The 12,347-nt window shown below is 56.2% G+C and carries 16 protein-coding genes; 9 read left to right on the forward strand and 7 right to left on the reverse strand.

Annotated elements, in window-relative coordinates:
• The first annotated feature begins 8 nt into the window (after nt 1–8).
• Nucleotides 9–776: a VIT1/CCC1 transporter family protein gene (locus RBH33_RS00900; RefSeq protein ID WP_306730237.1), complete on the forward strand. Its 768-nt coding sequence runs from the start codon at nt 9–11 to the stop codon at nt 774–776.
• Between the two features lie 334 nt (nt 777–1,110).
• On the opposite strand, the gene RBH33_RS00905 is transcribed toward RBH33_RS00900, so the two are convergent.
• Complete coding sequence (locus RBH33_RS00905) at nt 1,111–1,641, reverse strand: glycine cleavage system transcriptional repressor (protein WP_306730238.1); 531 nt, start codon at nt 1,639–1,641, stop codon at nt 1,111–1,113.
• A gap of 160 nt (nt 1,642–1,801) precedes the next feature.
• Here RBH33_RS00905 and RBH33_RS00910 point away from each other — a divergent pair, with 160 nt between their 5' ends.
• The 3 genes from RBH33_RS00910 to rlmM all read left to right on the forward strand — a co-directional run bounded on the left by RBH33_RS00910 (nt 1,802) and on the right by rlmM (nt 3,957).
• Nucleotides 1,802–2,032, forward strand: coding sequence for a YheU family protein (locus tag RBH33_RS00910; RefSeq protein ID WP_306730239.1), 231 nt, complete (start codon nt 1,802–1,804; stop codon nt 2,030–2,032).
• Nucleotides 2,033–2,272: 240 nt separating this feature from the next.
• The gene (locus RBH33_RS00915) at nt 2,273–2,908 is read left to right on the forward strand and encodes an alpha/beta family hydrolase (RefSeq protein ID WP_306730240.1); all 636 of its coding nucleotides are present in this window, start codon (nt 2,273–2,275) and stop codon (nt 2,906–2,908) included.
• Entirely contained in the window at nt 2,905–3,957 is a 1,053-nt protein-coding gene (gene rlmM / locus RBH33_RS00920; protein ID WP_306730241.1) for a 23S rRNA (cytidine(2498)-2'-O)-methyltransferase RlmM, read from the forward strand. Before RBH33_RS00915 ends, rlmM begins: the two co-directional genes overlap by 4 nt.
• Here rlmM and RBH33_RS00925 read toward each other — a convergent pair whose 3' ends face one another.
• Both RBH33_RS00925 and RBH33_RS00930 read right to left on the reverse strand, forming a co-directional pair.
• Nucleotides 3,958–4,239, reverse strand: coding sequence for an antibiotic biosynthesis monooxygenase family protein (locus RBH33_RS00925; RefSeq protein WP_306730242.1), 282 nt, complete (start codon nt 4,237–4,239; stop codon nt 3,958–3,960). It abuts the gene before it with no gap.
• A gap of 162 nt (nt 4,240–4,401) precedes the next feature.
• On the reverse strand, nt 4,402–4,785 hold the full coding sequence (locus RBH33_RS00930) for a hypothetical protein (RefSeq protein ID WP_306730243.1): 384 nt from the start codon (nt 4,783–4,785) through the stop codon (nt 4,402–4,404).
• 142 nt (nt 4,786–4,927) lie between these two features.
• Here RBH33_RS00930 and tusA point away from each other — a divergent pair, with 142 nt between their 5' ends.
• Complete coding sequence (tusA, locus tag RBH33_RS00935) at nt 4,928–5,164, forward strand: sulfurtransferase TusA (protein WP_306730244.1); 237 nt, start codon at nt 4,928–4,930, stop codon at nt 5,162–5,164.
• Between the two features lie 77 nt (nt 5,165–5,241).
• Here the strand turns inward: tusA and RBH33_RS00940 are convergent, their stop codons facing one another.
• A complete protein-coding gene (locus tag RBH33_RS00940; protein WP_306730245.1) occupies nt 5,242–5,940 on the reverse strand; it encodes a hypothetical protein in 699 nt (232 codons plus the stop codon).
• A gap of 175 nt (nt 5,941–6,115) precedes the next feature.
• On the opposite strand from RBH33_RS00940, the gene RBH33_RS00945 reads away from it, so the two are divergent.
• From RBH33_RS00945 to RBH33_RS00955, 3 genes are read left to right on the forward strand one after another with little or no spacing between them, the layout of a single operon-like run.
• Entirely contained in the window at nt 6,116–6,688 is a 573-nt protein-coding gene (locus RBH33_RS00945) for an elongation factor P hydroxylase (RefSeq protein WP_306730246.1), read from the forward strand.
• A complete protein-coding gene (locus RBH33_RS00950) occupies nt 6,685–7,602 on the forward strand; it encodes a 5'-3' exonuclease (protein WP_306730247.1) in 918 nt (305 codons plus the stop codon). Before RBH33_RS00945 ends, RBH33_RS00950 begins: the two co-directional genes overlap by 4 nt.
• A 32-nt stretch (nt 7,603–7,634) precedes the next feature.
• Nucleotides 7,635–8,765, forward strand: a complete 1,131-nt coding sequence (locus RBH33_RS00955) for a 4-phosphoerythronate dehydrogenase (RefSeq protein WP_306730248.1) — start codon at nt 7,635–7,637, stop codon at nt 8,763–8,765.
• A 436-nt stretch (nt 8,766–9,201) separates the two neighbouring features.
• On the opposite strand, the gene RBH33_RS00960 is transcribed toward RBH33_RS00955, so the two are convergent.
• Nucleotides 9,202–9,675: a hypothetical protein gene (locus tag RBH33_RS00960; RefSeq protein WP_306730249.1), complete on the reverse strand. Its 474-nt coding sequence runs from the start codon at nt 9,673–9,675 to the stop codon at nt 9,202–9,204.
• A gap of 17 nt (nt 9,676–9,692) precedes the next feature.
• On the reverse strand, nt 9,693–10,907 hold the full coding sequence (locus RBH33_RS00965; RefSeq protein ID WP_306730250.1) for a pyridoxal phosphate-dependent aminotransferase: 1,215 nt from the start codon (nt 10,905–10,907) through the stop codon (nt 9,693–9,695).
• 94 nt (nt 10,908–11,001) lie between these two features.
• Between RBH33_RS00965 and msrB the strand changes: the two genes are divergently transcribed.
• Nucleotides 11,002–11,397: a peptide-methionine (R)-S-oxide reductase MsrB gene (msrB, locus tag RBH33_RS00970; RefSeq protein ID WP_306730251.1), complete on the forward strand. Its 396-nt coding sequence runs from the start codon at nt 11,002–11,004 to the stop codon at nt 11,395–11,397.
• A gap of 18 nt (nt 11,398–11,415) precedes the next feature.
• On the opposite strand, the gene RBH33_RS00975 is transcribed toward msrB, so the two are convergent.
• Complete coding sequence (locus RBH33_RS00975; protein ID WP_306730252.1) at nt 11,416–12,189, reverse strand: hypothetical protein; 774 nt, start codon at nt 12,187–12,189, stop codon at nt 11,416–11,418.
• Between the last annotated feature and the right edge of the window lie 158 nt (nt 12,190–12,347).

Consider the following 12,347-nt stretch of genomic DNA (forward strand, 5'->3'; position numbering starts at 1 on the left):
ATTCATTTATGTGGACGCTGGGACGCCAACGCAAACGCTTGCAGCCCGAGCACAGCCACAAACCTGAGGCCATTGCGGCCCGCTTGAAAGCGGGGCCGGGGCACAATTACCTACGCGATTTTATCTACGGCGCCATCGATGGCGCCATTACCACTTTTGCTATCGTTTCCGGCGTGGCTGGCGCGGGTTTGTCCAGCGGCGTGGTGATCATTATGGGCCTAGCGAATTTGTTGGCGGATGGTTTCAGCATGGGTGTCAGTAATTATCTGGGCACTCGCGCCGAGGATCAGCTGCGTGACAAGGTGCGCGCTCAGGAGGATCAGCACATTAGGCTCTACCCAGAGGGTGAGCGGGAAGAGGTGAGGCAAATTTTTGCGCTTAAAGGTTTCGAGGGCGATCAGCTGGAGCAAGTCGTGGACGTGATTACCGCCGACCGACAGCGCTGGATCGATACCATGGTGCAGGACGAATACGGTTTGAGCTTGAAAGGCGGGCGGCCGCTGGTGGCCGGAAGTGTGACCTTTGGGGCGTTTCTTTTAGCGGGCGCTTTGCCGCTGGTGGCGTTTTTGGTTAATTGGGGTTGGCCCGGCGTTATCGCTCAGCCTTTCTTGATGAGTGCCTGCTTAACCCTCGTTGCGTTCTTTGCCATTGGTGCGGCGAAAAGTCGCTATGTTAGGCAATCCTGGTATCGCGGAGGATTGGAAACGGTGGCAATTGGTGGCGTGGCGGCCCTGTTGGCTTACGGCGTGGGCGCAAGTTTGTCGGGGTTGGTATAGTTAGCTCGACCCAACTTGCTACGATCGAAAATTTATTGCAGACCGTCACCCACACCGCAAGTCGAAGAATAGTTTTTGTTGTGATTGGTTCTCCATCTAGGTGGGCACGGGTTTCGAGGCTAGGGCAGCTGGGGAGTCTATTCCGGAAACGCGGTGAACACTTCCGTGTGGCTCCTGCGCGTCATCCATGACGCGAAGGTTCCGGAATAGACTCCCCACCAGCCCTCGGTGCCATTCGAGACGATTGTGCCGCGCCGATCTGGGGCTGGATCTTCGGTTAAGTGCTAGCTTCGTTAGTGGGCGTAGTCGACGAAACTGGCGGTCGGGCTAGTCCTTAAACTTGTTGCGCCGGCGCCTCAAGGCGAATATCCAGCGCCAGTTCATCGGCAATGGTATCCAACTGGTTGTGCAACTCGTCCATATTCACCGCTTCTGGTACTTCAATAATGCCTGTGGCTTCAAATAAAGGCTCCCCGGACCAGGGCATGCTGGAGTAGTCGGTTTCCAGTTCGTCCATGTTAATATGGCGGGCGGCGAACGCCCGGGCAATCTCATGGACAATGCCTGTTCGGTCCGGGCCGATAACACTGAAGTTGAATATCTGACTGGCCGGTTTATCGATGCTTCGGGTGGCTTCCACGACGATTTTCAGCCCGCGCCCAGACAGCGCGTTCAACGCTTGAGTCAGCGGCTCCTGTTGCTCGGGTGCTACCGCTACCTGCAAAATACCGGCGAACTTTCCGGCTAGATGCGCCATGCGGCTTTCCAGCCAGTTTCCACCATGCTCACTGATGGTCTGCGCCAGAGTTTCCACCAGGCCGGGCTTGTCGTCGGAGATAATGGTCAGTACCAGATAGTTATTCACGGAGAGATCCTTTAAGTAAATAGTGTCGCCGAAGCGCGTTCGCTACCCACAAGAGTAGCCTTGATGAACTCTGTGAACAAGCCACGCCGGTTGAACACGACGGTTATCTGAGCCATTCAATGAATTCGCCGCTGTGCCAGCGGCCACGCTAGGATTACATGTGATCATTCCACACCAACAATTGTCCCCCGACGCCCTGCGCGGTTTGATGGAAGAATTTATTACCCGCGAGGGGACTGACTATGGCCATTCAGAAGTATCCTTGGATGCAAAGGTCGAACAGGTTCAGCGCCAGTTGGAGCGGGGTGATGTGGTCATTGTCTTTGATCTGGCCACAGAGAGTGTCAGTCTGTTGACGCGTCGGGATGCTGAGCAATTGGCGAATCAGTGATTACTTGGAGCGGAGAACACCCGGAGTTTGGCACCCACAACCGCGGAGAGTCCGACCGTCGTCATCTCCGCGAACGCGGGGATCCAGCCTTAGATCGTGCCAAGCCGCTTATGGATTCCCGCTTTCGCGGGAATGACGGGAGCGGATTGGGAATGATGAACGTGATGCGGGATTGACCGAGGAAATTGAAATGATGGGTGGTATTGAGTGGCGGGCAATCTTTTTTGATTATTCAAGTATATGAAGCATTTCCTATGTAATACACCAGTGGCGCCCCGCGCCCGGTTATTGCTGGCTCACGGCGCCGGCGCGGCCATGGACACCCCATTTATGAATCGCATGGCGGAAGGATTGTGCGAGGCGGGCATAGAGGTGTGGCGGTTCGAGTTTCCTTATATGGCCTCACGTCGCACGGGTGGTAGCAAACGCCCGCCGGATCGCCAACCCGTGCTGCTGGCTGCTTGGCACGACCGGATTCAAGAGGCGCGCGCTAATTGGAACGGCCCACTTTTTATCGGTGGCAAATCCATGGGCGGGCGCATGGCCAGCTTGGTGGCCGATGACGAAAATGTCGATGGGCTGGTGTGTCTTGGTTACCCCTTTCATCCGCCAAAAAAACCTGAAAAACTGCGCACCGATCATCTTCATAGCCTGCGCACTCCATGCCTTATCGTACAAGGCAGTCGTGATCCTCTGGGCAACCGGGAGGAGGTGGCTCACTACGAGTTGGCGCCGACAATTCAGCTGCATTGGTTAGAAGATGGCGACCACGATTTTAAGCCTAGGGTTAAGTCGGGCTACACCCATGAACAACACTTGAGCGCGGCCAATCTGGCCGTCTCCGAGTTCATTAATAATACAGCGAGTGTTCTGTGAATCATTTATTTCTTCATTGTCGGCCCGGTTTTGAAAAGGAATGCGCGGCTGAAATCACTCAGCGCGCAGGCGAGCGGGGCCAATACGGTTACATCAAAACCAAAGACGGCAGTGCCTTTGTATTGTTTGTAACTCAGGATCAAGACGGTGCCCTGGCGCTGATCAAACATCTACCGTTTCAAGAATTGGTGTTCACTCGCCAGTGGTTCGCCGCCGCGCCGATAGTGACGCACCTGCCGCCAGAGGATCGAGTATCGCCTTTGTTGGCCGTAGCGGAAACCTTTCCCGCCACTCGAGAGTTGGTGGTCGAAACGCCCGACAGCAATGAGGGCAAGGAGCTTTCCGCTCTAGGGCGTAAGTTTACCGGCCCGTTCAGTCGTGCCCTGCGACAAGCCGGGCAACTGCAGGCGGAGGCCCCCTGGTTTCTGCATTTGTTGTTCTTGTCTGGTCAGCGTGCCTATATCGGGATCAGCCCTTCCGGCAACCGTGCCCCCTGGCCTATGGGCATTCCTCGCCTGCGTCAGCCCAAAGGTGCTCCCAGCCGGGCGACACTCAAATTGGAGGAAGCCTGGCACCACTTTATTCCCGCGCAGGAGTGGGATTTTCGCCTCGCCAACGGTATGCACGCGGTGGACTTGGGTGCGGCACCGGGCGGCTGGACCTGGCAACTGGTGCGCCGTGGAATGTTTGTAGATGCCGTGGACAATGGGCCAATGGCCAAAGAGTTGATGGACTCTGGGTTGGTGACGCATCAGCGGGTGGATGGCTTTCTCTACCGGCCCGAGAAACCGGTGCACTGGCTGGTCTGTGACATTGCCGATAAACCGGCGCGAGTCGCCAGCCTGATCAGTCATTGGGCGCTGGAAGGCTATTGCCGAGAAGCGGTGTTCAATCTGAAGTTGCCCATGAAACAGCGCTATGGCGAAGTCATCAAGTTGGCCGAGCGTATGACCGACCAGTTTGCTCAGGCCGGCCTGGACGTGGAGCTGGCGTTTAAACAGCTGTACCACGACCGGGAGGAGGTGACCGGCCACTTGCGGGTTTATTGATCAGCTGGACAGCAAGGTAATTTTTTCGAAATCCGCTAGCGTCGGGTTGAGTTGATTCATAACCTCGTGCCGTTCATCGCTGTAGTACCAACGCTTCCAATCGTGCAACGACCGCCATTTAGACATCAAGTAGTGATGGTTGGGGCGCTGCAAGTCGCGCAGGGTCTCTCCGGTGATGAAACCTTCAGCTCGGTAGGCCGACTGAAGTGCTCGACGTGAGGCGAGTTCGTAAGTAGTTTCCATACCGTCCGCGATATGGCGTTCAACTAACACATAAATCATTGATGATCCCAAGGGATTGCTTCGTTTTTATAATTTTAACGCTGCCCAGGGGGAAAGCAAGCGCGGGCATCCGATATAACGCTTGCGGAAGCCAATTCGGCGGTGGACGGGTCGTCAAGTTGTGAAAATTGACTTGATGCCCGCCACCCAATGAAGACCCGCCTAGTGAAAAGCGCTCGGGCGGTTATCGGTGCAACGCAGCAACCAGTCGGCGAGGGAGACCCAATCTTCCAGCAGGCGGTGCACCAGTTTCAGCTGCTCAGGATCTTCGTGATCCTCCAGGGCTCTATTGCCCAGATCCGTCAAAGCGGCGAGCACCTGGCCCACGGTTTCGGCTTCCAGGCTGGATATGAGCGCCGCATTGAGCGGAGGCTGGGTTACCCGGATTCCAGTGCGGCGCCCCGGAGGCGCTTCTTTAATATTCGCCAGTGCGTTGTGCACGACCTCCGCCAGAGATGGGTTATGATGGCGCAGCAAATCTGAAGTGAGGGCCAGTGCGGCGGCACTGAGTGCGGTATTGGAGTAATCGTATTTCGCTTGCGGCATTAATTGGTTACTTCTTCTAAGAGTGACAAGATTTTTTTATGGAGACCGCGTCGAGCCACCAATGGGCCCGTGCGTCCTTATCATTTGCAAGTCTAGCAGGCGATTTCCGGATGCACCGACAATTCATAGAATAAGTGAGACTATGAGCATTACTGCTAATAAACTTTTGGATGCCTCCGGCCTTCTGTGCCCAGAGCCGGTGATGCTATTGCATCGTGCGGTGCGCGAAGCAGAGGTGGGGGAGGTCATTAAAATGTTGGCTACAGACCCTTCAACGACGCGGGATGTGCCCAAATTCTGCCACTTTCTCGGGCACGAACTGCTGGAACAGTCCGAGGAAGAAAGCACCTACTGCTATTACATCCGCAAGACGGTTTGAGCGTTTTTAAACTGAGTGTGTGCAGAAGCTTGAAAGGAGAGCGCCACCCATTGGGTGGCGCTTAAATCATTTTGAGATCAGTTTCCATCCACTAACAAAGAAATTGCAGCCAGCGCTTCCGGGTCTTCGGCTTTGATTTTGTTGGCAATCTGATGTTGAAAAAAGTAGCGAAAGGTTTCGCTGCCTTGCGCTGGATAGAGGCACTCGTCGCCAGGCAAAACCGGCGTACTGTTGACCTTGCTGATGTCCGTCAGCATGCCGTAAATACTGCCGTCGTGAAGCAGGCGCCAGCTGACCACTTCCACCAGTGACAGTTTGTTGGTCTCTTCGGTCGCCAATACGGCATGGGTGCCGATGGTGTCCGGTAGCTCCTGTACCACGTCGTCGTCGTTTTCGCACTGCAGCTCGTAATACTCGGCGGCCGTTTCCAGTTCGATGACTTTGTGCACGGGGGCTTCAAAGAATACTTCGTCGATGCCCGCGTCGTAGTAACCTTCCCACTGGCCGTTAAGTGGGTCGCAGATGTCCGGGCAGGCAACAATATCGTTGAGCCAGGGCACAAGCCCAACCACTTCGCCATCGGCTCTAAGGCCCCAGCAGAGTACTTTTAGGCTAAACAGTTTGTCGGAGTTGGTGTCGTTGGAGTACAGCATCTCCAGGCCATCCAGCTCGGGGGCGAGACGTATGAAGCGCTGGTCATGCAGTTCGGACAGAGTCTTTCCCGAGAAGAGATCGACCACATTGTCCGTGTTGTGGCTTGGGCGTGAGGTATTCATAATACACCTCCTAACTGAGGCTGAGGCTAGCGTTGGCAGCCCGAAGACATGATGGCCAAAGAAGACCATCACTAGTTAAAGTATAGGTTATAGTGACAAAGCACAATAGCTTGGGACATAAAAACTTGCCGGGATTCCCGGGGGCGAAAAGCGCTGACGGGAGAGGAAAGAGGTTTTGCAAGAAGTTGTCTACAGCAGGCCACACGATAGCGGCCAGTTGATCGAATTGTTCAATCAGACCTTCAGCGCTAGCCACGCTACCTGCCTGGTAGGCGGTGGCCTGGAACCCGTTTACGAGCCCGCGTTTCGCGCCGGCGATTTAAGCCGCATCGTCTTTACTCAGGATTACTTCGCCAGCGCCCTGCATGAGGTCGCCCATTGGTGTGTGGCAGGAGCGCAGCGGCGCCAATTGCCCGATTATGGTTATTGGTACGCGCCCGATGGCCGGAGCGCCGACCAACAGGCGGAATTTGAGCGCGTCGAGGTCAAGCCCCAGGCTTTGGAGTGGCTGTTTTCCGCCGCCGCGGGCTGGCAGTTTCGGGTGAGCAGTGACAACCTCAGTTTGGGCTTGGGGCCCAGTGAAGCTTTTCAGCGCGCCATTCATCGCCAAGTTCTGGCCTTCTGCCAGCAGGGTGTGAGCCCGCGGCCCCGCGCCTTTCTTGAGGCGTTGCTGAGCTATTATCAAGGCGGTGTGACGGTGGAGTCCTGGCTAAAGCCGGCGCGTTTTTCTGGCGGGCCGCAGCGATGACCTCAGCGACGCCGGCTTGTCTGATTGACGCCTCGATCTATATCTTCCGCTATTACTTTTCCATGCCCGATAACTGGTTCAGTGAGGAAGAGGGTTACGGGACCGGCGCCGTTTACGGCTACAGCCTGTTCCTGTTACGTCTGCTGGAAGAGCATCGGCCCAGCCACGTGGCGGCTTGTTATGACGAAAGCCTGGGCCAGTGCTTCCGGAACCAGCTCTATCCCGGTTATAAGGCCAGCCGAGCTCTGCCGGATGAGGCTCTGGCCTTCCAGTTGCACGCCTGCCGCCGTTTTGGGGAGTTGCTGGGCATTGCCAGCTTTGCCAGCGAAACCCACGAGGCGGACGATCTGATCGGTACCTTGGCCCGGGTACTCAGGCGCAGCCCGCGCCCCGTGGCCATTCTGACCCGAGATAAAGACCTGGGCCAACTTCTGCGCCGACCCCAGGATTACCTCTGGGACCATGCAGCCGACCTGCAACTGTACGCCCCTGATCTGTACGCCAAAATGGGGGTTCAACCCGCCCAGCTGGTGGATTATCTGGCCCTGGTGGGTGACAGCATCGACGATATCCCCGGCGTGCCGGGCATCGGCGCCAAATCCGCTCAGGCTCTGCTAGCCGAGTACGGGGATCTGGATGAACTGTTCCGCAACCTGGACACCCTGGCCAAGCTGCCGCTACGGGGTGCCCGCGGATTGGCGGCAAAGCTGGAAGCGCACCGGGAGCAAATTGAGATATCCCGACAGTTGGCGCTTATCGTGGAAGATCTGCCCTTGGCCATTAAAATCGCCGATCTGCGCCGTGGCGCCGTGAATTGGGCCGGGATGACGGAATTTGCCCGTGAGATGGGCTTTGGGGACCGTTTTCTAACCCGTGCACGCAAGGCCCTCGAGCCCGTCCAAACCGTTTCTTAAACTCACCTCACGCACTAATTTACAGGATCACTATGCGCATCATTGCCGACGAAAATATTCCCTTGGTGGAGGAGTTTTTTGCCCATTTGGGAGAGATCATCCGTTTACCGGGGCGGGGCATGCGCCCCGAGGACTTAAAAGGCGCCGACGCTCTGTTGGTACGCTCGGTCACTCAAGTGGACGAGTCGTTACTCAGGGACAGCCAGGTCAAGTTTGTGGGCACCTGCACCATCGGCGTGGATCACCTGGATCAAAAGTACCTGGATCAGGCGGGCATTGGCTGGGCCAGCGCCCCCGGTTGTAACGCCAATTCAGTGGTGGAATATGTGTACGCCGCACTGGCGCATCTGGACGTGGATTGGTCCGGTCGCCGGGTAGGTATCATTGGTTGCGGCAACGTGGGCGGTTTTTTACACCGACGCTTGCGAGCCCAGGGGGTGGAATGCCGCTGCTACGACCCCTTTTTGACGTTGGAAGATAATCCAGACCTGACCGATCTGGATGCCGTGCTGGACTGCGACATTGTGTGCCTGCACACGCCACTGACCACCGATGGACCGCACCCGAGCCGGCACTTGCTGAGCGATGCGGAGCTGGCGCGTTTGCGCCCCGGGACGGTACTGCTCAACGCGGGTCGTGGACCGGTGATCGACAATGCCGCTTTGTTGCGGCGCTTGGAGGCGGCTGTCGATCTGCAAGTGGTGTTGGATGTGTGGGAGCCGGAGCCGGATATTTCCCGTGAGTTGCTGGCCAAGGTGTCCTTGGGTACGCCGCATATCGCGGGCTACAGTTACGACGGCAAAATTACCGGCACGGCGATGATTTATAACGCTTTGTGCCAACAGTTGGGTATTGAGCCCGAGCGCAACCTTGAACAGCTTTTGCCCCCGGTGGCGCAGAATCGCTTGAGGGTTTCCGCCAAAGACGGCTGGCTCGCCCAGCGGGCGTTGATTCCACAGATTTACGCGATTGCGGAGGATGATCGGCGTTTACGCGAGTTGGCGCAGCGAGCTGAGCAGGGGCAAGAAGATTTTGCGAAGGGTTTTGACCGGCTCCGTAAGCAGTATCCAATTCGACGGGAGTTCGGAAATTATCAGCTTGAGTTTGAGTCTGGCGCTGAGGCAAGTGCTGAGCGATTGGCCGCGCTGGGGTTTAAGGTTTAGTTAGATATTGATGAGCTTCGATTGCGCTCAGGCTCTCCATTGACAATGGTCACGGGGTTAGAGTGAGGGCGACTGGGGAGTCTATTCCAGAAACGCAGTGAACACATCCGTGTGGCTCCTGCGCGTCATCCCTGACGCGAAGGTTCTGGAATAGACTCCCCAGTCGCCCTCGGTGCCAGTCGATACAGAGAAGTCGCATTGATTTGGGTTACTTGGAGAGGCCGCTTTTCTCGGGAACATTGGCGGGTTGAGCTACTGACCTAGATGCAGCCACGGAGCCCGGGAGTAGGGTGAGAGGTTATGGAGCCTTCGCGTCATGGATGACGCGCAGGAGCTACAGGGAAGTATTTACCGCGTCTCCAGAACCTCTCACCCTACTTCCGGGCGTACTATCTGGAGTCTCCGTAAATAAAGGCTTACAGAGCGGGCCTACAGGTTACACGTGATGACGAGCTTGACGCAGAAGCTCCAACATAACCTGCTCTATGGCGGAGGAAGAGCCGTGCTGGAGTACCTGGCGCAGCAGATGGGCGCCATTGGTTTGAGTGGCGACTTCCGGGCCGGGTAGGTCGCCGTTGTCCTGGTCCTGACCCGGAGGCGTCATGCCTGGGATCTCGGCAATGGGTAGGCGGCTGGCGAGCAGGGTAAATCCGCGTTGAGTCAGCGTGGCCTGATCCAAAGCCTCCTGGCGAACCAGCGATTCGTAGCGGATGTAACCGGACTTCTCCAGCCAGAGCATAGTGGCAAAACAGGCTTGATGGCGGGGACTGTGCAGGCCGAACTCATCCGGCGTATCCGGGCCAGCGATATCTTCCACAAACAGCATGATTGGGCGCGGAAACTGATTAAACAGCTGAATCAGAGTACGCGCCGCGTCTTTGTAAAAATCCGCAATGTGGATATCGGCCATGATGCTTAGTCAGATCCTTATTGCGTATACCGTTCCAGGAATTCGCCCAAGCGGCCGATGGCCTTGGTGAGCTCATCTTCCCGGGGCAAAAACACAATGCGCAGGTGATCCCGCTCCGGCCAGTTGAACGCCGTGCCCTGCACCAGAAGAACCTTCTCCCGGATTAGAAAATCCAACACCAACTGTTGATCATCTTTGATTTTGTAGTGATTCAGATCCAGTTTGGGAAACAAATAGATGGCGCCCTTGGGTTTGACGCAGCTCATGCCTGGAATCGCATCGATGGCCTTCATGGCTGCATCGCGCTGATCCCGGAGGCGGCCGCCGGGAATAATCAATTCGTTGATGCTCTGATAACCGCCAAGCGCCGTCTGCACCGCGTACATACCCGGGACATTGGCGCAAAGCCGCATGGAGGCGAGCATTTCCAGCCCTTCCAGGTAATTCTTTGCCCGGTGTTTGGCGCCACTGATGATCATCCAGCCAGAGCGAAAACCGGCCAGTCGATAGGATTTGGATAGCCCGTTAAAACTGACGCACAGCAGGTCTTCCGCCAAGCGCGCTAGGGGGATGAACTCGGCGTCGTCGTACAGAATTTTGCTGTAGATTTCGTCCGCGAACAAAATCAGGTTCTTGTCCCGCGCCAGGGAGACGATCTGCTCCAGCACCTCTTTGCTGTACACCGACCCGGTGGGATTATTGGGATTGATGATCACAATACCGCGGGTTTTGTCGGTAACCTTGCTGGCCATGTCAGCGATATCGGGAAACCAGTCCGACTGCTCATCACACCGGTAATGCACAGCCTTGCCGCCAGCGAGGTTCACCGCTGCGGTCCACAGAGGGTAGTCGGGTGAGGGCACCAGCACTTCGTCGCCGTTGTTCAGCAACGCCTGCATAGCCATTACGATCAGTTCGCTGACACCGTTGCCCAGGAAAATATCGTCGATCTCGACGCCGGGAATATCTAGCCGCTGACACTCGTGCATGATGGCTTTGCGCGCGGGGAAAAGCCCCCGGGAGGCAGTGTAGCCTTCGGCGTTGGGCAGGTTGTAAATGACGTCCTGGATAATTTCATCGGGTGCCGAGAATCCAAACGGCGCGGGGTTACCAATATTCAATTTCAGAATTCGGTAGCCCTCTTCCTCCATCCGGTACGCGTGTTCCAAAACTGGCCCGCGGATGTCGTAGCAAACCCCTTCCAGCTTAGCGGATTTATTAATGTTGCTCATTTGCAGTAAGATGTCCTGATCGAAAGCGTGATAATTCACAGATCATCGGGTTTATCTTGGCCGTGTGTCAAGGGAAACCCTAACGGTGGCAGCCATGAAAGAACCAAAGAAATTAACCGAGGCGGATTGGCGCGAAAGGCTGAGTCCAGAAGAGTACCGCATTTGCCGGGAAAAAGGCACCGAGCCTCCGTTTTCCGGGGCCTACTGGGATGTTTTCAAGGAGGGTATTTACCGCTGCCGCTGTTGTGGCGAGCCCCTGTTTGATTCAGGGAGCAAGTTTGACGCCGGTTGTGGTTGGCCGAGCTTCTACGCGCCAGTGGAGGGTGGGAAAATCCAGGAGGAGTTTGATTCCAGTCACGGCATGCGTCGCACCGAGGTGTTGTGTCGCCAGTGTGGTGCCCATCTGGGGCATGTGTTTCCCGACGGGCCGGCGCCTACTGGCCTGCGTTATTGCATCAATTCCGCCTCCGTCACTCTGGACGAAACCTAGCGACAATGAGGCGGCGCTTCAGTCGTAGATCTGCTTCTTCTTCCAACTTTCATCCGTCTCCCCAAACTGTTCCCACTCTTTGTTCTCCGTGGGTTTTACCTCGTCTTCCGCTGTAGCGGGTTCTCGGGCCAGCTGGGCTTCCAGTTGGGCGATGACCTCACCGAGCTGAAGAATCTGCTGTTGGTGAGTGTGGCCGGCGTTTTCACGGACCAGTAGTTTGCGCGCCAGATTGTAGTAATGCATGGCCAACCTAGGCTTACCGATTTCCCGAGCCTGGCGGGCGTTAAGCGTATAGGCGTCCACGGACATTTGCAGGACCAAGCGTTTGATCTGGCTGCTGTACACCTGCGCCTGGGCCTTGCTAACGTTTCCGCGCTCAGCCTGCTGGACAATGTAGTGGTGTAAATCCTGCAGCTGCCGGCGGATATCCGCCACTTGTTCAGCGCTGTCCAGCCGCGCCGTGCCTGAAGTTTCCTGCTGGCGCACAGTTTCCAGTTCTCTGGAATAGAGGGAGACTTCCTCTTTGTGCGATCGATCACGAGGCTCAAGGTGGCTGAGTTGATCCGCAGCGTCAATAAGCGCCTGATACAGGACTTGGCTGAGCTCTTTGGTCAAAAAGCCTGATGGGAAGCTAACCAGCATGCGTTTGAAGCTACGCTGCCGGTGCTTGAGGGCTGCAATGAGACGCTGACGCCGCTTGCGACGCTTTTCCAGAGCCTGGTAGATAAAGGCATAGCCGATCAGGACTATCAGCAAGCCCACAATGACGAAAGCAATAGAAAGTGAAGACATAGGCCGCCAGTCGGGTGGATTAGGGTTGGCGTCGTCGCCTGAGGATCAGTATAGCACCAAAAAAGCGCTTGTCTTTTTAGTAGGCGACATAGGTCTTTGGGGTAAGTCCCTGTTTAATCAGTGATAAAAAGTCAGTAAAAGTGTTGACAGACTCCAGC

This window comes from Marinimicrobium hydrolyticum (genome assembly GCF_030848505.1).
Lineage (GTDB): Bacteria > Pseudomonadota > Gammaproteobacteria > Pseudomonadales > Cellvibrionaceae > JAVDDU01.